Genomic DNA, 19,930 nt, shown 5'->3' on the forward strand with positions numbered 1-19,930 from the left:
AGAAAAGTTTCATGAATTTAATAATAAATGGTCAGAATCAGACTGAGCACAATGCCAATTGTGTGTAGCAGGAGGTAAGGAAATGGCTAAATTATCTAAAAAAGAACGTATGTTAAGAGCGTACAGTGAAGCCGTAAATGGACGATTTAGTAACGAAACACAAAGTGCTATGAACGAAATGTTATGGATTTTATCAGAAGGAACACGTTACGAACTAGAGGTAAAAGAAGCCTTTGACCACTTAGAAGAATTGGATGGTATCGCTAAAAAAGAGGTGTAAGAATTGAAAAAGATGCCTAATGAAATTAAAGAAAAGCTACGTCAATACCACGACTTCAACCATAGGGCTAAATTTCTACATGGGGAATTAATAAAAATATTTGAAAAATACGGAGTACCTTATGAAAACCTAGTAGCTTGTGCTGAATATGGTGATTTTCCTGAAGAACCTTCAACTGAAAGTCTAGCTTTCATAAATAACAATGAGGGGGATATAGAAGAAAATATAGCTGATATTGAAGAAGTATTTTTGTACTTTGTAAATCAGAATGACTAAGCAAAATGACCATTGTATGTAGGAAGGAGCACTACATGAACAAAATGTACAAGTTTGAGGCTAACGGATGGGCGCTAATGGGGATGGGGACTAGTAGTCTGTACGGTCTTGTGTCAATGATTGTTGATATGATTAAGCAGTTTTTATAAATAAAAAAGCAGCCAAGCACACGCCCAGCCACCTCAGCAAAATTATACACACTCTATTATAACATATAAATGGGGGCTAGCGCATGGGCAAAGGGCAAACAGTATTAAACGAAGAAATGATTAAGTTAATTTCTGAAGTGGCATCTACAACGGCTATTGAGCAATACAAAAAAGAGCAGCAAGAAAAAATTCAAAAGGAACGCGATTATCGTTTGTACAACGTGAAATTGCTGTTACGAAACTATCGTAAATTTTTAAATGTGGCAGAAAAAGTGGAAGGAAAGGTCGCAGAAATAAATGAACGTATGGTGCTGGAAGCAATCGATTTGGGCGAATTGGTTGTACCGAGCATAAAAAAATCCAAAGAACGTACACTAGCAATCGTTCGATACCTTAATCGCACACTTGAATTTTATAAAGATTTATGCGAACAAGAAGGGGAACTTGGTATCAGGAAGTATGAAACAATCTATTTGATGTATCTTACAGAAAAGCGCATGACGGTGAATGAGATTGCTCAGCAGCATTTGTTAGTAGAAAGTGCAGTATACAAAAATGCTAGTAAGGCTTATGAGGATTTAGCGATTTTACTATTTGGTGTAGACTACTTGCAATTAGCTGAGTAGAAAAAGTGGAGAATAAGAAGGTAATTATACCCTTCTTCATATGGTATAATGGGAGGTAGGTTGGTGCGGTTTATTCACGGTGGGTGAAGAACTTCGTCCTTCAAATTAGTATTTTTACCACAATAAAATACTTTGTTACAACATAATTCATGGGCGTCACCTTCGGTGGCGTCTTTTTGCTTTGAAAACTGCATCAAACAGCCGTGACGTGTAGACGTAAGATAATTGAGGGCCGAGTTTGGTGTGGTTTTGAGAGCAAAACTAATAGTAGGAGGTGGTGTTATGAGATATGGCTAGAGCTAGAGATCCAAATAGAGATAAAGCCTTTGAAATATATAAAGAGCACAATGGTGATATAACCAATAGAGCCATAGCTGAAATGTTAGGCGTTCCAGAAAAGACTATCGGTTCATGGAAGTCTAAGTCTAAGGACAATTGGAATGAACAATTAAATGGAGTACTCCAATCGGGCGAACGGAGTACTCCGATAAAGAACAAATCAAATAAGAGTAATAAAAAAGTCGTTGAATCAGAAGAAATCATTGAGCTAGAGAGTGATGATTTTACTGATAAGCAACGGCTTTTTATTAGTTACTACGTGAAGTATTGGAACGCTACAAAGGCATATCAGAAAGCATATAACTGTGCTTATACTACAGCGATGGTAGAAGGTTCGCGATTACTTAGAAATCCTAAGATTAGAGATGAAGTAGTGAAAGTTCGCGATGGCTTAACGGAGGATGCATTACTTGATAAACGTACTCTGATCCAAAAGTGGATTGATATCGCCTTTGCTGACATTACGGACTATTTAAAGTTTGGAAGACAAGAAGAAATTGAGTACGAAGATGACGGCCAACCAAAACTTGATATGAACGGTAATGTTAAAACCTATGCATTTAACTATGTACACCTGAATGAATCTGACGAAATCGATGGCACTTTAGTAACTGAGGTTAAACAAGGTAAAGACGGCATAACAGTTAAACTGGCTGACAAGATGAAAGCTCTCGAATTCCTTTCAAAGCATGTGGATTTACTCAATGACAACGAGCGCAAACAATTGCAAACAGAGCAGATGCGTTTCAACATTGACAAAACGAAAGAGGAAATAAAAAGAATTTCTGCACAAAATACACCAAACACTGCAACAGAGGATAAGTTAAAAACTTACTTCGAAGCACTGCAAGGGGCGTTTAAAAATGAATAAACCAAATCTTGATGTTATTTATACAACAAAACAGCAGAAAATCTACAGCAGATGTGTAAATGATGATTGGTTTATGTTGATTAATCATGGTGCTAAGCGGTCGGGTAAAACTATTTTAAACAATGACTTGTTTTTACAGGAATTGTTACAAGTAAGGCAAATAGCTGACAAATTTAGAATTGATATGCCGCAGTACATTTTATCAGGTGCGACACTTGGGACAATTAAACAAAACATACTTAATGAGTTGACAAATAAATACGGTATACAATTTGCATTTGATAAGTGGGGTAATTTTGTTTTTTTTGGCGTTTATGTAGTCACTTGTGGTCATTCTACTATCGGACATCTAGATAAAATTCGTGGTATGACTGCATATGGAGCCTATGTTAATGAGGCATCTTTAGCTAATCCTATTGTTTTTGATGAGATTAAGTCACGGTGCAGTGGTCCAGGTGCACGTATATTAGCCGATACCAACCCAGACCACCCAGAACATTGGTTGCTAAAAGACTATATAAACAACAATGATAGCAGTATCATTTCATATGGTTTTGAGTTGGATGACAACACCTTCCTTGATGATCGTTATAAAACCAATATCAAAAATACAACACCAAGCGGTATGTTATATGACCGCAATATAAAAGGTTTATGGGTAACAGGCGAAGGTGCTGTATATGCAGATTTTAATAAAGAAATACATGTCATAACCCGAGTAGAACTTGCGACTAAACGAATTGTAAGATATTTTGCTGGAGTTGACTGGGGTTATAAGCATTATGGCGCTATCGTGGTGTTGGCGGAGGACGACAAAGGTAATATATATGTCGTTGAGGAGCATGCGGCCACATTAAAAGAAATCGACTACTGGGTGAAGGTAGCTAAAGACATCCAAAAGCGATACGGTAATATCATCTTTTATGCGGATAGCGCTCGTCAGGAATACGTTGAGCGATTTAACCGAGAAAGAATTAAAACTTTAAATGCTGATAAATCGGTTTTGAGCGGCATTGAAGCTGTAGCAACGCTAATAAAAAGTGGCAGATTTTATGTATTGTATGAAGAGTGTCCGCGGTTTAGAGAAGAAATCTTTAAATATGCATGGAATGACAAGACGGGCGAGCCAATCAAAGAAATGGATGACGTACTAGATGCAATACGCTACGCCATTTATACAGCGTATATGCACAAGAGATTGAGAATTATTATGTAAAGAAGGTGAACTAATGCAAAATACGGACACAAACCAAAAGGAAACCATCGCTAAGCGCATGCGGATATTTGCTCCATACGTTGAATATATCGACAACTACGGATTTAATGCGGATTTAATACCAAAGCTAATCAGCGATCACGAAACAATTAAACGTGACATACAAAAGCTGCAAAATCGCTACGAAGTCAGTGCTGATGGTGTGCCGATTTTGACACGTCCGCCGATCAACTTTGAACTAGAAAACGACAAAGTACGGCGCATTGATAGTTTGGTCAATAACAAAGTTAATACAGCGTTTGATGCTGAAATAGTTGATACAAAAAACGGCTATATGTACGGCGTACCCATCAGCTATACAGTCGAAGGAGTACGGGATGAACCTCGCTTGCAGCCGTTGGCGGAACAGGTAGAAAAATTTCGTACACGTGAGGTTTTAGCAGATGAGGATGCTTCGCTTGGTAAAATGACGGATATCGCAGGTTATGGCGCGCGCTTGGTGTATGTAGCAATCGAGGATAATAAGCCGATATTACGTTGTAAAAATATTGACCCAGCAGAGGTCATTTTTTTGTTTGACGACACAATCGCAGAGCCTCGTTACTCGATGCACTATTACAGTACATTTGTTTTAGATGAGCAAGCTAATAAACGCAGCGTGGTTAAGGTGGAGTTTTATGATGCATCACATATTTACTATTTTGACAATGCAAGTGGTGCATTTGTGTTAACAGGTACACAAGAACACGGATTGATGTACAACCCCCTTTTTGGTATGGAAAATAATGACGAACTACAAGGGGCGGCAGTGCGTATCATGAATTTGATTGATGCATACGATCGTACACTTTCTGATGCTAACAGCGAAGTAGAATCGATGCGACTGGCACTATTAATCTTGCACAATATTGGTCTTGATGCCGATGAGATACAACAGATGCAGAAAAATGGTGCCCTTGAAATTTGGGGGCCAGACGCAAAGGCTTCTTTTTTAACAAAAGATGTGAATGATAGCATGATTGAGCATTTGCTAGAGCGGTTAGAAAAGAACATCATGCGCATTGGTAAAAGTGTTGATTTCTCCAGCGAGGAATTTGCAAGTAACCTGTCAGGCATTGCCATATTGATGAAAACAATGGCGCTTGAACATAAGGCTGGTGTATCAGAGCAAAAGAATCGTAAAATGCTGCAATATCAATTTAAGGTGTTGTGTAGCGGATGGGCACGGCTTGGTTACTGCCGACCAGAGGACTATTTGAAGGTTTGGTTTGAGTTTAAACGTAATTTACCTAAAAACTACTACGAGGAAGCGCAGACTACAGCAATCCTGCAAGGTCGAGTAAGCGAAGATACACGACTAGCTTTATTATCGGCTGTAGATGATGTGAGAGCGGAACGTGAAGCAATGGCGGAAGATGCGACGGCATATCCAAGTGATCCGCCAGAAGACAGGTTTGGCAAAGAGGAAGATATTGAAACGGCAGATGATGAAGAATGAACATCTTTGAGATACATGAATATGTAGACGAGCTCATTTTGAAAGCCGAAACGAAAATCGCTTTGCTGCACGCTAAAATGTTGAAAGAAATATTAGCTACTTTGCTTCAAATGTACGAGAAATATGGACGTGGTGATGAGTTAAGCTACACGGATTTAAACAAGTACAATCGATTGCACACTATCTTAAATCGAATTGCTAATATTGCTACAAGAGAGCATAAAAGAGCGCTATCCAACATCAAACAATTACGTGAAATGTCCTACAGTGAAACTTATTTACGGAAAGCATATGTAACTGAAGTATTTTCAAGCACACGCATGGGGTTTGATGCTCCGTCACAACGCGTCATTGACGCAGCGCTTGAAAATCCGATTGAGCATTTAAAGTTGAATAAAGTCATGCAGCAGCATCGAGCCAAGCTTATTCGTGATTTGCAAGTGACTATTTCGCAGTCGTTACTTCGTGGTGACGGCTATTTTGCTATGGCTAAACATATCGAGCAGCAAGTAGGTTTCAGTCGCAATAAAGCCATTACAGTAGCACGTACCGAAGCGGCCAGAGCACAGGCGATTGCTGCCGAAAAAGTAGACGAGCAGGCGAAGAAATATGTAAAGCTCACAAACTTATGGGCAAGTGCACTGGATTTGCGAGTACGTAAAGCCCACCAGATACTTGACGGGCAACGAGCTGATAAAGAAGGCTATTTTCACTATCAGGGCTTGAAATCTAAACGGCCTCATGGTTGGAATCGAGCGGACATGGACATTAATTGTCGTTGCATTGTTATTAGTTTAATCAATGGCATGTTTCCGTCAGTACGTCGAGGTAAGGACTACAAGGATGAAACCTATCAGCGTAAGCTTGCGGCTCGTATTGATAAATACATGGGTGATGGATTGACCTATGCTCAAGCATTTAAAAAGGCTGACAAGGAAATTAAGCCACCAAATATCAATACAGATGGTTATATCACGTTTGAGCGGTGGAAGGAGGAATATGTATATGGATGAGCCTAGAGGGAAAGTAATCATTAAATTTAATTATACAAGTGGTACAACTGACACTTTTGAAGTGACAGAAAAAAGGGATTTCGAACAAGTTTCTATTTTTCTAGAAGAACTAGAATATCGTAATGAAGGTTACAGAACTCTCGAAAACTCTCGCACAGGTGATTTTATATCAGTCAACTTAACTAAACTAAATAGCATCAAATTCAGTCAACAGGTTCTTTTAAAAGCAAATTTTCAGCATTTCGATAGGATGCAAGAAGGGTTGCGCAAATTTGATTGGTCAAAAGCGGTTGCGGGTGATTGAAATGGAATTAACAAACTTACAAAAATTTCAATTATTAACATCAGTGTTTGTAGCACAACTAGAAGGCCGTACAAGTGTAGATTACTTAACGCCTGAACAGATAAATGGTTTGATATCTAAAATTGATGCAGTCAATGTCAGTGAATACGATCGGATAAAGTCTTTGAAAATAGCAGTAGATAAATTGTACAACGACATAATGGAGGGTGATTAAAATGGAACAACCATACGTATTCGGATTGGCCGCATCACTAATCATGCTATTTATTTTCTTTTTAATGGCTTGGTATGCGCCATACAATCGAGGTGAACCACCCTAAACGGACGATTCCTCAACCAAGTGACGCTACAGAGAGCTTTACAGGTATCGGACTGAATGAACATGTTGAAAGTTCTCGAAAGTACGTTCCTTTAACTAAAAATAGCCATTGGTTTAGACATACATTTGAACGACCACGGAAAAATAAATAGAAAAGAGGAATTTGTATGCCGAATATTGGAGAACACAAAAACCTGATTATCGAAAATAATTTCAAATACCATTCGCCTAAAGAGGGGCAACAAGAAAAGTATGAGGCTATTCGAGAGAAAGCAAAAGAGCTTGCTTATTTAATCGATGAAACATGTCCTAATTCACGTGAAAAATCAGTAGCTATGACAAACCTTGAAACTGCTGTGATGTGGGCAAACAGTTCAATTGCACGCAATAAATAGGAGGGGACGAAATGAACTACAGTGTACGCTTAAAAAGCGGTGTGTCTATCCTTGTCGAAGGAGTTACAAGTATTTGGCGTGAAGGTGCTGACGGTTTTATCGAATTCTATAATGATAAAGAGATTGTTGGTTCTTTCAGCGTCGATGATGTGAGTTACTTCGTAAAAATTGACAATCCAGAAGATTTTAAAACCATTTGTATTGATGTGAATTCTGAATTCGATGGCTGCTAGATTGGATCATATACAGCGCCGGAAATTTTAGATTTAATCAAACGTGGGGCGCTAAAGTTTCAGTCGTAGCAATACGGCTTTTTATTATGCTTGAGAGAAGTGATAACAATAAAAAAGTTTGATTTAGTTGAAAAGAAAGCTGCACGCGATGGAGTAATAACAGTAAAAGCAAAAGATGGCACTATTACCGCATACGCATCTGATGGCATGTATGTAAAAGCTATAGGGTTATTAGAAGTTGCGAAAGTCGATATTTTAAACGATATGTATGAATGATGGGCCGTTTAGCTAAATTTGCTGAATGGTTTTTATTATGGCGAAAAGTAACGTCAAACGGCTGATATAGCGGAAAGGTTTGGTGGTCTGTGTATCTCACAACTATGTGTTAAATAGCGCTCGAAAGCCTAAACAGAGGATAAAAGCTAATAAGGTATTTTTCATTAAATAAAATGCGTTCCGTGGGCGATGCGTGCAGAGGGCAAAAGGAGAATAGATATGAAAGTGAATTTTGAACAATTAAAAGCATTAGTTGAAGCTGGTGATAAAGCGGCTTTAGAAAAACATATTTACGAGAGTTTGGAAAAAGGTGATTTAACAACGGCAGCTACATCTAATGCAGCAGTAAAAAGTGAATTGGACAGTGAAAAAGATAAGCACCATAATACGGCGCTTGACACGTGGAAGGCGAATAATCTTCAAGGGTTGATTGATGCAGAAGTAGCTAAGCATAACCCAGAAGAAACACCTGAACAAAAACGGATTCGCGAACTAGAAGAAAAGCTTCAGCAAAACGAATTAAAAGAGCAGCGAGCGGCAGCTAAAGAAAAAGCGATTGCTTATATGACGGAAAAAGGCTATGATGCGGCGTTTGCAGCCAAGTATGCTGATAAGTTCCTTGATGCAGATGAAATCACTACAAATGCTTTCCTAGACAACTTCAAAACTGACTTTGACGCATTTGTCCAAGCAAGTGTTGAGGAGCGTATGAAAGGGGCTGCTCGCAATCCTGGTGGCGGTGCTGGTAGTGGTGGAAGTGAGCAATCGTTCGGTGCACGATTAGCTGAAAGTACCAATACACAACAAAATCAAGAAGCGTTAAATCATTATTTTAAATAACAGGGGGTATACAAGTATGGTGAAAAGTACAATTTATGGCAATACGAAAGAAATTTTAAAGTACGCTGAGCATCAATCGATAACACGTACTTTTGATGATACAGGCATTGTCGCTAATGCTGACGGGAAAAAAATCATTCCAGCAGGAACGATTGTTGGAGGTGGGTTTATCGAGGATGATTCGGAACTAGTAGTAGCTGCTAATACATCCGATGCAGAAGGTGTAGCGCTTTATGATGTCGATGTTACGCACGGCCCAGCAGTTGGAGCAGTTGTATTACGTGGATTTATCGATTTGAATAAAATTCCGACAGCGCCGACAACGGACGCTAAAACGGCGCTAGGTAGCCGTATCACATTTATGGTCTAAGGGGGGGTATTTACACATGCCAAAATTATTTGAATATGTATCACCAAAAAATATCGCGGATTTTATTGTGACGAAAAACACAAATAAAATGCCGTACTTAGGGGAAATCTTATTCCCGTCAGAGCAACAGCTCGGCTTAAAATTGGAATGGTTAAAATCAGCGCAGGGCTTGCCAGTTGTATTAAAACCGTCAGCTTTTGACGCATTGGCACCGTTACGTGATCGTGTAGGCTTTGAGAAAATAGAAGAAGAAATGCCATTCTTCCGTGAACGTATGTTAATTAAAGAAGTCGACCGTCAACAACTAAACACATTACTTATGACAGGTAATCAAAAAATGATTGATTTTGCATTAAAAACAGTATTCGATGATGCTTATAGTTTAACAACAGGTGCATCGGCAGCGAGGGAACGTATGCGAATGCAGTTACTTTCTACAGGGAAAATTAGTATCGCTGCCGAAGGTGCTTACCATGATTTCAATTACAATCTAAAACCAACACAATTTGAAACATTAACAGGTACAGATATTTGGAGCGATGAAGATTCAACGCCTGTACAGGATTTATTACGTTGGAAACGTGAAGTTCGATTAGCAACAGGTTCCGAACCTACGGGGGCTATTATGACAAGTGTTACATTCGGTTACTTATTAGCTCACAAATCAATCGCACTGGATTTGAACCCACTAGGTGGGCAAAATATCATCTTAACGGAGCAAGATGTTAAAGCTTACATTGAGCGTAAAACAGGCTTGAAAATCGCTTTATATGACAACCGTTTCATCGATGAAAAAGGGGTACAAAAGAATTTCTTCCCAGACGGCGTTGTTACACTTATTCCATCTGGTGAATTAGGTAAAACGATGTTTGGTACAACGCCAGAGCAATCCGACTTGATGTCGGGTGTATCAAGTGCGGAAGTGGAAATTGTTGATACGGGGGTTGCGATTACTACTGTTAAAGTTGAACACCCTGTAAACGTACAAACAATCGTTTCGCAGATTGCATTACCTTCATTTGAGGCGGCGGACTTTATTTTCATCGCAAACGTACTTTAATCATTAGCGGCTCTTGTAGTCGCTATTTTTATCTTTGGAGAAGGAGGAAAAAGTATGAATTATTCGGTGGTCTTAAAAGGCTATGCAAAGGTGCAGGGAAAACGGTGTGGACTAGGTGAAACCGTTGTTGTCAGCCAAGAGTTGTATGATGAGTTATCGCGCAAGGGGCTAGTCAGAACAGCGGAACAAGTAGAGGAGAATTCCAGATATCTATTTTTAGCACCATACGAAAAAATCACTGAAGCGGAGATTCGTGAGCAACTAGATGGATTTAATATCGACCATTCAGAAGCGAAGGATAAGAAAGCGGCTTATGCCCTTTTAGAGCAAGCTCACAAAGTAGGTGAGTAAGATGTGGAATCCTACAGCAGAGGAAATCGCTTATTACAAAAAAATCGCTAATGACAAAAATGCTACAAATGACGAATATTACGAAGTCATGTTGCCGTTAGTGCTTGATATGTTAAACGAACAATTATGTCAAAAATTCACGCAAGACACTTTACCGAGCTCTCTAAAAATTTTCTTGGCAAAAGCTACGAATTTCTTTGGAGGAAATGGGGCATTGAAAAGCCGTTCAATGGGCAGTGTGTCGTATTCCTTCAATTTTACCGAACTGCCATCAGCTTTAACCGACCTACTCACACCTTATAACGCATGCAGAAAGGCAAAATTCCATGTTTTTCAGCCCATTCGATGAATTTCCTCATATAGTTGAGGTAAAACAGGAAAAAACTGTTCCGAATGGTACAGGAGGCACTAAAAAAGAGTGGGTAACGATCGAAGAAATCGCTTGTTTTGTTGATACACCCAAAACGTCAGTAATTGTTGAATACAGCAAATTAAACATCAAACTTTCACGTTTTTTATATTGCCCATATGGTACTGTAATTCCTGCTAATGCTCGATTAGAGTTCGATGGTAAGCAATATAAAATAGCTGGTGATAGCGAAGATCAAGGGGGCATGCACGAAGTCGACCGTTATCCAATGGAGCGTATCTAATGGGAATTACTCGAATCGGCAATAAACGACTACGTAAAGCGGCCAGGCGTTGGCAACATGATGTGATAACTGATGTGAAGCGGGTAGTGGTCGAAACGGCGAATAGGATTAAAGCGGAAGCAATAGCAAGGGCGCCAAGAGATACAGGCGACCTTATAAAAAGTATTGAGGTCGAAATATTGAATGATGGTTTGCTAGCGATTGTCCGAGTTGGTGTGCATTATGCCATATATGTCGAGTATGGCACAGGTATCTATGCAGAAGGCGGAAAAGGACGCAAAACTCCTTGGACTTATTATTCGGATGAATTAAACCGATGGGTAACAACTAAAGGTATGGCTCCACAACCTTTTTGGCGACCTGCAATTCAGATAGCCAGCGAATATTTTGTTAGTGAAATGAGAAAGATTGGTAGGTGATATGAATGTCTGTAATTATTGCTTTACAAACCGCCATAGTACAAAGACTATCAGAGGATAGTGATTTACTTGCACTTATCCCTATCGATTTAATGGCGGAAGAAGAAAAGGATAGACGTTTGTATGATTATATACCTAACGAAGCTCTTAGCCCGTATATTCATGTTTCAGCACCTACTATTTCTCGCGTGTTGGCAGGGCCTGACCTTTTGCAAGACATAAGTGTCACTTTACACATTTGGCATAATCAAGAACAAACAGGAGAGTACGGCAACTACATGCCTGCTCTCTTTTTAAATGCCGTTAAACAAGCATTACGTTTCAAACTCAATATTGTGGATTTTGAAATAACTAAGGTTGATATTGACGATGAGCGAATTTTCGAGGACATAAACGCCGTTGTGAAGCACGCGGTGTTGTCCTTAACTTATAGATTATTTAAAAGAAAAGTTTAGGAGGTACACTATGACAAAGATTATATTAATTCAGCCGACGGACAATGTACTGGGTGCAGACGCACTTATTCCAGGCTTGCAACGTGATTTAGAGCACACAATGAGCCGTTCAAATACAACAGAAGGCTCGAAATTCGGCTCAATTACACAAACAGGTACATTAACTGAAACAATTACAGCTGGCTTTTTATTCCGTAGTGGTGACGAGGCACAAGATGAATTAAAGCGAGCTATGCGTAAAGGGCTTGAAGTGAAAATTTGGATTGTTGATACAGAGAAAAACTCAAACGGTCGACATAACGCCACATTCGGCTATACAAGTCTTGGAGAACTTTCATACACCTATCCCTATGAAGGTGTTGAAGAAATATCAACGGAAATGACAATCCAAATTCAGTCTGTAGATGGTGAATTTGCTGTATTACCAGATGGCATTGAAGATTTTGCACGCTATGGATTCGAAACACCAGGAGAGTACACAGGCGACCATAACAACCGTACAAAAACACCGATTTCGGTTACAGGTGTAACTTTATCGCCAACAACTGCAACAATCGATGTGGGTGATACAGTTCAGCTTACAGCAGTAGTTGAACCGTTAACTGCGACTACGCAAACGGTATCGTATAGCTCAAGCGATGACGATGTTGCAATTGTAGATGCTAATGGATTGGTTACGGGCGTAGATGTCGGTAATGCGACAATTACCGTAATAACAACAGATGGCGGATTTACAGCGACGGCAGCAATCACAGTTGAATAATTACTGGGCAGGATAACAGACCTGCCTTCCCTATTTTTAAATAAGAGAGGAAGCATATATACATGGCCATTTTATCAATCAAAGAAAAAGAGTTTGAATTAAAGTTTTCTGTGGCACTTGATCGCAAATTAAATAAAGACATCAAAGGAGAAAACGACAATAAGAACAAGTTAACAGGTGGGTTATCCAAGGTGATGAACGACTTGTTAGAAATGGATATCGAAGCGTTAGCAAAAGTCTTTAAAGCTGCGATGGATATTGCTCCAAAGGAAGAAAAGGTCGTTGCGTCAATTGAGGAAATTATGGACGCTATTGAGCTGCGAATGGATGAGGACGGGGATGCAACAATGATTTTCTCCGAAGTGTTTGCGGCGATTGATGCATCAGCTTTTACGAGAAACGAATTGAAGAAATTCGTGAAAAATATGAAGTTAGTAAGATTCATGCGCTCGAAAGAAGTGGACAAACATACAGCAGTAGCTATGTTACAACGGATGAACGAATCGTACAAGGAGATTACAGGCAAGGAGTTATTCGAGGTGGAAGTCCTAACGATGCCGGAAGCGGATGTAATTCCATTGACAGTAGTGAAAAACGAGGAATAACTTACGACGAATTCGAACGGTTAACAGCTCGTGTTCTAGGTGTGTACGATAGCGAGCTTATGTACAGTTGGACATATCAAGAGTGGTTGAATCGTGTGCAAGGAGCAAATTTGGCTGTTATTGATGCGCAGGAACGCGCAATTCATGCTGCATGGGTGGCTGGAATTTCATCGCGTCAGACGAAAGGTAAGCCGGCACCACCACATAAATACTTTGATGCTGATGCAGCACGTAAACAGATTATTGATGGTACAACAACTCGTAAGAAACAAGCAGACTTCACACTGTATGACCGTATGAAAAAAGGCTTAAAGTCGTTTGATTGGTACAAAGCGTTTGTTCCAAAAGAAAAATAAGAAAATAAGAAAGTGAGGTGAGAGTATGACAACGGAGCGTTTTGATGCACATGTAGGTGCGGATATCAAAGAATTTCAACGTAAGATGCGTGAAGTAGATAGACAGATTCGAGAGTTGGCTACGGGGGTTAATGTCGATGTTAATTTATTGACACAAAGATTTAATACGGAGCACGCAGTAGTTGAAGAACAAATTCGTAGATTAGCAGAGTCTGTTTCAGTAAATGTCGATTTAGACTTAAATGAATTTAACAGGGAAATGGCCTATGTGCGACAGATGATTGCGCAATTGAGTAGTGAAAATGCTGACGTTGATGTGTCATTATCTACGTTGGGGTTTGAGGCAGAACGAATCCGTTTGTTACGCCAAATAAGAGGCTTAAATAACCGTGCTGATGTCGATGTTCGTTTAAACAATAAACAGTTGAGAGCTGAAATAAAAAGAGCGCAATTGTGGATAGATAGGTTCAAAGAACAAAATCCTACAGTTGACCTAGAACTAGCTACAACGGAATTTTACAGCGAAATGTTAGCCGTTAAAGAAGCGCTTCGAGGGATCGATGGAAATAAGCCACGTTTAGAAATTGAATTGGCTTATTATGATTTCATGCGGCAAATAGCAGAAGTGTATGCCATCGCAGAACAGCTAGACGAATATGAAATTGATGTCGAAATTGAAGCAATCGAAACAGACTTCCGTCGTAAGCTTTTGAGAGCTAGAGCTCTTGCTGAAGGTTTAGATGATGAAGATCCTGATGTGGATTTAAGTTTAAATATACATCCTTTCATTCGAGCGTATGTTAAGGTCCAAGCTTTAATTGCTAAGCTTGACACGAAAACAATTTGGATTCGTTTTAAAGCTAATATAAATGAAGCGAAAGAACATTTAGGGAGAATTGCGACATTTCAGCGTAATGTTGCTGAAATTGTAATGAACTCCTTGATTGGTTTCGTCATCATACTTATTACAACACTGTCACCAGTTATCTCTAGTCTAGTCGGTCTTATCGGTTCGTTAGGGGTTATGATAGGCGTATTAGCTGGACAAACATTAATTTTCGCTTCGGCATTAGGTATAACTGCATTAGGATTCGTTGCCTTGGCCGCTGTAGCAATTCCGACGATTAAAAATCTATTCGATGAAACTGCTAAATTAACAAAGGTTCAACAAGAAGCTAAAAATGCGTGGGTTGGATTTGTTGCTGTCTATGATAGTTTAGTTAAAAAAACAGAAGGTGCTGTATTAGATGCATTTACAAGCTCCATGCAAGCAGCTTCGAAAATACTTAAGTCACTTGAACCTATGATTTTAGGTGTAGCAGATAGTGCAGCTCGTTTAGCTGACGCATTTAACCGTTCAATAGATTCAGAGCCAATCCAAAGGATATTTGATACGTTTAATCAATACGGGCCTGCCATATTCGAAAATATGAGTGTGGGAATCGGTGGATTTGTTCAAGGGATACTGTCGCTTATTTCAGCTCTTGCGCCAGCTGCCACTACATGGTCGGAAAGTTTTTCTTCTATGGGGCAAAGTTTCGCAGAGTGGGCAGATGGTTTAACAGAAAGCGAACGATTCCAAGCTTTCATCTCTTATGTACAAGAGCACATGCCAATTATCAGTCAAATTGTTGGAGATTTAGTACAAGGTTTGGTTGAATTTTTTGCGGCTTTCGGAGATATGGCCAGTGATTTTATGAACCGACTCGCTGAAATGGTGGAGGGCTTCAAAGAATGGGCTGCATCTCTAAGTGAAAGTGATAAATTTCAGCAATTCCTAGATTACATTAGAGAATCGACACCACGTGTACTAGATTTAATTAAAAACCTAACTGATTTTCTTGTAAACATGGGAATTGCAATGGCTCCTTATGGGGACAAGGTTCTTGATATTGTTAATGCTACGTTAGAATGGATTAGTGGGATGATGGAAACACACAGCTGGTTCAGTAAGTTGATGGGTGCTATTCCATTAGTAATCGGTGGTATCATGGCACTTACTGCCCCAATTGTCCTGTTTCATTCGTTAATAGGGAAGCACCTTATAGGCCTTATCGGTTCTTTAATTAAAGCATTCGGTTCTATTGGTTCAGCAATTCTAAAATTACTACCTAGCTTCACTTCTATTGTCAGTGGTGCCACACGAGTGATTGGTGTTTTCACAAGCTTGGCAAGTAAGGTGCTACCGTGGATTGTGCGGGCTTTTGGTCTTTTAATGGGCCCAGTCGGAATCGTTCTAGGGTTAATTGCGGTAGGTGTCTTACTGTACAAAAATTGGGATACCGTCAAATCGTATGCTATTTCAATTTGGAATGCGATTGCTTCCTTTTTCTCGTCGGTTGTAAGTGGTATTTATAGCACTGTAACTGGCTGGTTTGGTGACATGTTTACAAGCATATCGTCAGCGATGGATAACATAGGAAAAGGGATTCAAAGCGGTTGGGAAGCATCTGTTTCATTCTTATCGGGCATTAATTTACTCGACATCGGAAAAGACATCATAAACGGCCTTGTAAAAGGGATTGATTCTGGTTTTACTTGGGTTAAAGACAAGATATCAGCGCTGGCTGGCTTGGTACCGGATTGGTTGAAAGAACGTTTAAAAATCTTTTCTCCTTCGCGCGTCATGGCAGCGGTGGCTCAATGGATCCCAGCGGGTGTTGCAAAAGGGATAACAGATAACTTAAATGTAGTGAAAACAGCAGCTAAAGAAATGGCTGGTGCTGTAATGCCCGATTTCTCAAAAGAAATCAAGGCTACAGAAAAACAGATACGTGGCGCTCAAAATGCTGTGTCGAGAGCAATCAACGAAAATAAAAACGAGATCAAGAAAATTACCGATGAAGCTAATGATAAAATTCGAAAGTTAGAATCGAAGTTAGCGGATGATGTAAGGTCCATTAATGAAAAAGCAGCAAAGGCTAAACGTAAATTAACGCAAGCCGAATCGAACAAAATCGCAAAACTTCGTACTGATGCTAATCGTGAAATCGCTAAAATTGAGAAGAAAATGAGTGAGGATGTACTCAAAGAACAGCAGGTTTTAAATGGTAACAAACTTGCTAATTTAGAAGAGTACATCGATCGTCAAAAAGAATTGTATGGTGTAAGTGCAGCTGAGGAAGCGGCTTATTGGAAATATGCTCAAACAGCTTTTAAGGACGGTACACAAGATAAAGTTCGGGCTCTCAATAAATATACAGCTGCCCATAAAGCAGCTATGCAAGAGCAGTTCGAAAATGAAGTAAAGCTTATTGATAAAGCTCGAAAATATGGTGCTATGTCGTTAGCAGAAGAAATTAAAGCGTATGAAGAGTATATGAAACAGTATGAAATTGGTTCCGAGCAGCAAATTGCATATGAAGAAAAAATTTATGACGCCAAAAAGGCCTTATACGAAAACTTAAAGACGGTTATGGATAAATATACTTCAGATGTGCAAAGTCTTTATGAAAAACTAGCTAATGAAGAACAGAAATTACGTGACGAGTACCAAAAAACATTTGAAGCACGTCGGGACACATTGGCTAATACATGGGGCTTATTCGATGAAGTTAAACTTACAGAAATGGTTGAGTATGATGATGACGGAAATATTAAAAAGCAAATTAATTTACTCGACAATATGCGTCAACAAGTTGAAACACTTAGTAGCTGGATGCACAATATTTCACAACTCGAATTTCGAGGGTTAAGCCAAGGTTTGATTGATGAACTTCAACAAATGGGACCTAAGGCAGCAGCGGAAGTTGAAGCGCTCACGAAAATGTCAGCAACTGAACTAGCTGAATATGAGCGTCTATGGCAAGCGAAAATTGATTTAGCTGGGCAACAAGCGACGAAAGAACTTGCGGGTGCACGTGAAGAAATGGAGAAAGAAATCATTTCATTACGTGAGAAAACAGTTCAAGAAATCGAGAAGTTAAAGAATGACATGTTGAAGGAAGTTGACGAAATGGTCAATGGCTCAACGGATAAATTTGATCTTCTCAATGCTACATTACCCGAAATTGGGAAGCAAGCTATGAGAGGATTAATTGATGGCTTCAAGTCGATGCGTGGCGAGCTCGATACATTATTACAAAACATTTCGTCGGATGTTCAAAGCTCAATGGAAGGTATTCTTTCAGGGAATCGTTTCACACCTTCTGCGTTATCGCTATCAGGTAATGTCAATACAGCAGTGTATGATGAGAGTGAGGTTGCTGAGCCCGTTGTTAATATAGACCTACATCAAAACTGGACAGGTGAAGATGTTGAAACTTACATCAACGAACGAGGGGCAAATAAGACAAAAATAAACACTGCGAAAAGGAGATGATGTTCGGTGGCTATAATCGAAAAAGTGGATGGTACTCGTTTTAACCTTACCGAATACGGGGTTCCGATTTTAAAAGTTGGACCTGTTGACATCATCTATAATTCAGAGAATGTTACAGGACGCCCGGGAAGAAATAGGGTGACACGTTATCACGGTATACGAAAATTGCAGTTGAAAATGTTAGTTGAAGCCAAAAACATATCTGATACAGAATTATTAACAGAAGTCCTTGCAGAAATCTTTGATGATGCAGAGGATTTTTATATTTACCAGCAATTAATGACAGAAAGTTACGGTTTTGAATTACCAGGTCAAACATCATTTGAAAGTGCGCTTGGCAAAGTGAAATGGACACAGCAAATGTACAAATGTTGGCGAGTGGAGCGCATCAACAATGATGCAATTGAATGGAATGGATTACGAGGTAAACGGGTAATTGAGTTCGAAACAAGTGACTTACCTTATGCAACAACACCGTTTACGAGCCTGCAACTACTAGAGAAAGCATGGGATATTGACAAAATTGCTTGGGGTATGAGCTTTGACTGGGATGAGAGCCCCCCGCAATTCAGTTTTTCGACCAACAATTTTAATCTGAAAAACTATGGCAATGTAAAGATTGATCCTCGTTATATGCCGTTAAAAATCACATTGAAAGGTAATTTTGCAAGCTTTGTGCAAATAACAAATGTGGCTACAGGCGATGTATTCCGCTTAAATGGTAGCTTAGCACCATCCGATACATTAGTTCTTGATGGTGTGAGCTATCTGAAAAATGGTCAGCACGTCACTGGGCAAACGAATAAAAAATTAATATCACTGAAAAAAGGGAACAATCAATTTACGATTACTGGCGGTACGGTGTCGTCCATAAGTTTTGATTTCCCTTTTTATTATTTATAAGGAGGTGCTTACATGACTGAAAAGTACCCACTGCTTGAAACTTTGTCACCCATATCAAAAGAAGGGCGTGACCGTATTAATGAGAACTGGGAGAGAATTAAATCTTATTTTTCTCATTTGCAATATCAAATTGGGATGCTTGCCGGTAATGAAGATGTTGGGAAGTTAATAGATGATCTTATAACTGCTACAGAAAACGCCAATAGTTCTATTAATGAAATGCGATTGTTAATTACACAAACAAATAATGCACTTTCGAGCATCGCTGCGGCAATTTCGAACGCTGAAGCAGCGACAAATAATGCGAATTCAGTTGTTACTGTAATGAACAATTTGAAAGTAGAACTTGAAGCGCTACAAATAGAATTGAACGGTGTTGTTGCAGCCGAAGCGCAACGTGCATCGAATGAAAATAGTCGTGTGTCAGCAGAAAACACACGCATTACTACTGAAACAGAGCGGGGAAATGCTGAGACAATTAGACGTGAAAATGAATCAGCTCGTGTATTAACAGAACAAGCTAGAGAATTAGCGGAACAAAGTAGAACAACTACATTCAACAATACGATGCAAACAGCAAATGAAAAAATCGATGAAATGAATGCCATTATTGATGAATTGGACTTCAAAGGCGAGTATACTCTTGGTGCAATTTATGAAGAATTTAACGTGGTACGTTATGGTCGTTCGTCTTATATCGCTTTGCAACAAGTGCAAGGTACGATACCTAATGACGACGGTATCAATTGGCGCATTTTAGCTGTTGGGGGTATTGATGGTTTGGGAGCTGTGAGAACAGTAAACGAACAAGAGCCTGACGAGAACGGGAATGTTACTGCTGGGTGGTCAAGCATTCCTGGTAAGCCTACAGCATTTCCACCAACTTTACACTCGCATGAAATAAGTGATGTGGATGGGCTACAGGTTGCACTTGATAACAAGGCAAATGATACAGATTTGACATTGTTGGATAACAAAGTTACTACACACTTGGACAAAGATGTGTATACCGCAAACGGTGTACATGGACTAAAAATAG

Annotated in this window: 25 protein-coding genes and 1 pseudogene; all 26 read left to right on the forward strand. The window is 39.4% G+C overall.

What is annotated here, in order from left to right:
• The first annotated feature begins 82 nt into the window (after window positions 1-82).
• The gene (locus C9J34_RS08475) at window positions 83-280 is read left to right on the forward strand and encodes a hypothetical protein (RefSeq protein ID WP_107839431.1); all 198 of its coding nucleotides are present in this window, start codon (window positions 83-85) and stop codon (window positions 278-280) included.
• 3 nt (window positions 281-283) lie between these two features.
• Window positions 284-556 carry a hypothetical protein gene (locus tag C9J34_RS08480; RefSeq protein ID WP_107839432.1) on the forward strand — a complete coding sequence of 91 codons (273 nt, stop codon included), beginning with the start codon at window positions 284-286 and terminating at the stop codon, window positions 554-556.
• A gap of 232 nt (window positions 557-788) precedes the next feature.
• A complete protein-coding gene (locus C9J34_RS08485) occupies window positions 789-1,331 on the forward strand; it encodes a hypothetical protein (protein ID WP_107839433.1) in 543 nt (180 codons plus the stop codon).
• Window positions 1,332-1,620: 289 nt separating this feature from the next.
• On the forward strand, window positions 1,621-2,541 hold the full coding sequence (locus tag C9J34_RS08490) for a terminase small subunit (protein WP_107839434.1): 921 nt from the start codon (window positions 1,621-1,623) through the stop codon (window positions 2,539-2,541).
• Window positions 2,534-3,757: a PBSX family phage terminase large subunit gene (locus C9J34_RS08495; RefSeq protein ID WP_107839435.1), complete on the forward strand. Its 1,224-nt coding sequence runs from the start codon at window positions 2,534-2,536 to the stop codon at window positions 3,755-3,757. Before C9J34_RS08490 ends, C9J34_RS08495 begins: the two co-directional genes overlap by 8 nt.
• 13 nt (window positions 3,758-3,770) lie before the next feature.
• On the forward strand, window positions 3,771-5,255 hold the full coding sequence (locus tag C9J34_RS08500) for a phage portal protein (protein WP_107839436.1): 1,485 nt from the start codon (window positions 3,771-3,773) through the stop codon (window positions 5,253-5,255).
• Window positions 5,252-6,268 (forward strand): phage minor head protein, encoded by a 1,017-nt coding sequence (locus C9J34_RS08505; protein WP_107839437.1) that lies wholly within the window; start codon window positions 5,252-5,254, stop codon window positions 6,266-6,268. Before C9J34_RS08500 ends, C9J34_RS08505 begins: the two co-directional genes overlap by 4 nt.
• Window positions 6,261-6,572, forward strand: a complete 312-nt coding sequence (locus tag C9J34_RS08510) for a hypothetical protein (RefSeq protein ID WP_107839438.1) — start codon at window positions 6,261-6,263, stop codon at window positions 6,570-6,572. The genes C9J34_RS08505 and C9J34_RS08510 overlap by 8 nt, the downstream gene beginning before the upstream one ends.
• Before the next feature lies 1 nt (window position 6,573).
• Window positions 6,574-6,786 (forward strand): hypothetical protein, encoded by a 213-nt coding sequence (locus tag C9J34_RS08515; RefSeq protein ID WP_107839439.1) that lies wholly within the window; start codon window positions 6,574-6,576, stop codon window positions 6,784-6,786.
• A 272-nt stretch (window positions 6,787-7,058) separates the two neighbouring features.
• Entirely contained in the window at window positions 7,059-7,286 is a 228-nt protein-coding gene (locus C9J34_RS08520; protein WP_107839440.1) for an Acb2/Tad1 domain-containing protein, read from the forward strand.
• Window positions 7,287-7,297: 11 nt separating this feature from the next.
• Window positions 7,298-7,519 (forward strand): hypothetical protein, encoded by a 222-nt coding sequence (locus C9J34_RS08525; protein ID WP_107839441.1) that lies wholly within the window; start codon window positions 7,298-7,300, stop codon window positions 7,517-7,519.
• A 99-nt stretch (window positions 7,520-7,618) separates the two neighbouring features.
• Window positions 7,619-7,795 carry a hypothetical protein gene (locus C9J34_RS21705; RefSeq protein ID WP_193768943.1) on the forward strand — a complete coding sequence of 59 codons (177 nt, stop codon included), beginning with the start codon at window positions 7,619-7,621 and terminating at the stop codon, window positions 7,793-7,795.
• Between the two features lie 219 nt (window positions 7,796-8,014).
• A complete protein-coding gene (locus tag C9J34_RS08530; protein WP_193768944.1) occupies window positions 8,015-8,635 on the forward strand; it encodes a DUF4355 domain-containing protein in 621 nt (206 codons plus the stop codon).
• Window positions 8,636-8,651: 16 nt separating this feature from the next.
• Window positions 8,652-9,005, forward strand: a complete 354-nt coding sequence (locus C9J34_RS08535) for a hypothetical protein (protein WP_107839443.1) — start codon at window positions 8,652-8,654, stop codon at window positions 9,003-9,005.
• A gap of 16 nt (window positions 9,006-9,021) precedes the next feature.
• Complete coding sequence (locus tag C9J34_RS08540) at window positions 9,022-10,065, forward strand: major capsid protein (protein WP_107839444.1); 1,044 nt, start codon at window positions 9,022-9,024, stop codon at window positions 10,063-10,065.
• A gap of 54 nt (window positions 10,066-10,119) precedes the next feature.
• The gene (locus C9J34_RS08545) at window positions 10,120-10,416 is read left to right on the forward strand and encodes a hypothetical protein (RefSeq protein WP_107839445.1); all 297 of its coding nucleotides are present in this window, start codon (window positions 10,120-10,122) and stop codon (window positions 10,414-10,416) included.
• A gap of 1 nt (window position 10,417) precedes the next feature.
• Window positions 10,418-10,765 carry a head-tail connector protein gene (locus tag C9J34_RS08550; RefSeq protein ID WP_107839446.1) on the forward strand — a complete coding sequence of 116 codons (348 nt, stop codon included), beginning with the start codon at window positions 10,418-10,420 and terminating at the stop codon, window positions 10,763-10,765.
• Window positions 10,743-11,069: a phage head completion protein gene (locus C9J34_RS08555; protein WP_107839447.1), complete on the forward strand. Its 327-nt coding sequence runs from the start codon at window positions 10,743-10,745 to the stop codon at window positions 11,067-11,069. The genes C9J34_RS08550 and C9J34_RS08555 overlap by 23 nt, the downstream gene beginning before the upstream one ends.
• Entirely contained in the window at window positions 11,069-11,488 is a 420-nt protein-coding gene (locus C9J34_RS08560; RefSeq protein ID WP_107839448.1) for an HK97-gp10 family putative phage morphogenesis protein, read from the forward strand. The genes C9J34_RS08555 and C9J34_RS08560 overlap by 1 nt, the downstream gene beginning before the upstream one ends.
• Window positions 11,489-11,493: 5 nt before the next feature.
• Entirely contained in the window at window positions 11,494-11,943 is a 450-nt protein-coding gene (gp17, locus tag C9J34_RS08565) for a tail completion protein gp17 (RefSeq protein WP_107839449.1), read from the forward strand.
• A gap of 10 nt (window positions 11,944-11,953) precedes the next feature.
• Window positions 11,954-12,706, forward strand: a complete 753-nt coding sequence (locus tag C9J34_RS08570) for a phage major tail protein, TP901-1 family (protein ID WP_107839450.1) — start codon at window positions 11,954-11,956, stop codon at window positions 12,704-12,706.
• Between the two features lie 62 nt (window positions 12,707-12,768).
• Window positions 12,769-13,311 (forward strand): tail assembly chaperone, encoded by a 543-nt coding sequence (locus tag C9J34_RS08575; protein WP_107839451.1) that lies wholly within the window; start codon window positions 12,769-12,771, stop codon window positions 13,309-13,311.
• Between the two features lie 59 nt (window positions 13,312-13,370).
• Window positions 13,371-13,667, forward strand: coding sequence for a hypothetical protein (locus C9J34_RS08580; RefSeq protein ID WP_107839452.1), 297 nt, complete (start codon window positions 13,371-13,373; stop codon window positions 13,665-13,667).
• Between the two features lie 25 nt (window positions 13,668-13,692).
• A complete protein-coding gene (locus tag C9J34_RS08585; protein ID WP_107839453.1) occupies window positions 13,693-17,988 on the forward strand; it encodes a phage tail protein in 4,296 nt (1,431 codons plus the stop codon).
• A 6-nt stretch (window positions 17,989-17,994) separates the two neighbouring features.
• Window positions 17,995-18,891, forward strand: a complete 897-nt coding sequence (locus C9J34_RS08590) for a phage tail domain-containing protein (protein WP_107839454.1) — start codon at window positions 17,995-17,997, stop codon at window positions 18,889-18,891.
• Window positions 18,892-18,903: 12 nt separating this feature from the next.
• Window positions 18,904-19,930 (forward strand): annotated as a pseudogene (locus C9J34_RS08595) (hypothetical protein); the annotation flags it as partial.

Origin of the sequence: Metasolibacillus meyeri, from assembly GCF_003049505.1 — a bacterium.
GTDB classification, from domain to species: Bacteria; Bacillota; Bacilli; order Bacillales_A; family Planococcaceae; genus Metasolibacillus; species Metasolibacillus meyeri.

What these genes read in the sequence shown, in the direction of transcription:
- C9J34_RS08545 (WP_107839445.1), top strand. Translation starts at nt 10,120, where the DNA reads ATGAATTATTCGGTGGTCTTAAAAGGCTATGCAAAGGTGCAGGGAAAA.
- C9J34_RS08515 (WP_107839439.1), top strand. Translation starts at nt 6,574, where the DNA reads ATGGAATTAACAAACTTACAAAAATTTCAATTATTAACATCAGTGTTT.
- C9J34_RS08535 (WP_107839443.1), top strand. Translation starts at nt 8,652, where the DNA reads ATGGTGAAAAGTACAATTTATGGCAATACGAAAGAAATTTTAAAGTAC.
- C9J34_RS08530 (WP_193768944.1), top strand. Translation starts at nt 8,015, where the DNA reads ATGAAAGTGAATTTTGAACAATTAAAAGCATTAGTTGAAGCTGGTGAT.
- C9J34_RS08475 (WP_107839431.1), top strand. Translation starts at nt 83, where the DNA reads ATGGCTAAATTATCTAAAAAAGAACGTATGTTAAGAGCGTACAGTGAA.
- C9J34_RS08540 (WP_107839444.1), top strand. Translation starts at nt 9,022, where the DNA reads ATGCCAAAATTATTTGAATATGTATCACCAAAAAATATCGCGGATTTT.
- C9J34_RS08580 (WP_107839452.1), top strand. Translation starts at nt 13,371, where the DNA reads ATGTACAGTTGGACATATCAAGAGTGGTTGAATCGTGTGCAAGGAGCA.
- C9J34_RS08560 (WP_107839448.1), top strand. Translation starts at nt 11,069, where the DNA reads ATGGGAATTACTCGAATCGGCAATAAACGACTACGTAAAGCGGCCAGG.
- C9J34_RS08585 (WP_107839453.1), top strand. Translation starts at nt 13,693, where the DNA reads ATGACAACGGAGCGTTTTGATGCACATGTAGGTGCGGATATCAAAGAA.
- C9J34_RS08495 (WP_107839435.1), top strand. Translation starts at nt 2,534, where the DNA reads ATGAATAAACCAAATCTTGATGTTATTTATACAACAAAACAGCAGAAA.
- C9J34_RS08490 (WP_107839434.1), top strand. Translation starts at nt 1,621, where the DNA reads ATGGCTAGAGCTAGAGATCCAAATAGAGATAAAGCCTTTGAAATATAT.
- C9J34_RS08525 (WP_107839441.1), top strand. Translation starts at nt 7,298, where the DNA reads ATGAACTACAGTGTACGCTTAAAAAGCGGTGTGTCTATCCTTGTCGAA.
- gp17 (WP_107839449.1), top strand. Translation starts at nt 11,494, where the DNA reads ATGTCTGTAATTATTGCTTTACAAACCGCCATAGTACAAAGACTATCA.
- C9J34_RS08520 (WP_107839440.1), top strand. Translation starts at nt 7,059, where the DNA reads ATGCCGAATATTGGAGAACACAAAAACCTGATTATCGAAAATAATTTC.
- C9J34_RS08500 (WP_107839436.1), top strand. Translation starts at nt 3,771, where the DNA reads ATGCAAAATACGGACACAAACCAAAAGGAAACCATCGCTAAGCGCATG.
- C9J34_RS08575 (WP_107839451.1), top strand. Translation starts at nt 12,769, where the DNA reads ATGGCCATTTTATCAATCAAAGAAAAAGAGTTTGAATTAAAGTTTTCT.
- C9J34_RS08570 (WP_107839450.1), top strand. Translation starts at nt 11,954, where the DNA reads ATGACAAAGATTATATTAATTCAGCCGACGGACAATGTACTGGGTGCA.
- C9J34_RS08550 (WP_107839446.1), top strand. Translation starts at nt 10,418, where the DNA reads ATGTGGAATCCTACAGCAGAGGAAATCGCTTATTACAAAAAAATCGCT.
- C9J34_RS08555 (WP_107839447.1), top strand. Translation starts at nt 10,743, where the DNA reads ATGTTTTTCAGCCCATTCGATGAATTTCCTCATATAGTTGAGGTAAAA.
- C9J34_RS08510 (WP_107839438.1), top strand. Translation starts at nt 6,261, where the DNA reads ATGGATGAGCCTAGAGGGAAAGTAATCATTAAATTTAATTATACAAGT.
- C9J34_RS08505 (WP_107839437.1), top strand. Translation starts at nt 5,252, where the DNA reads ATGAACATCTTTGAGATACATGAATATGTAGACGAGCTCATTTTGAAA.
- C9J34_RS08485 (WP_107839433.1), top strand. Translation starts at nt 789, where the DNA reads ATGGGCAAAGGGCAAACAGTATTAAACGAAGAAATGATTAAGTTAATT.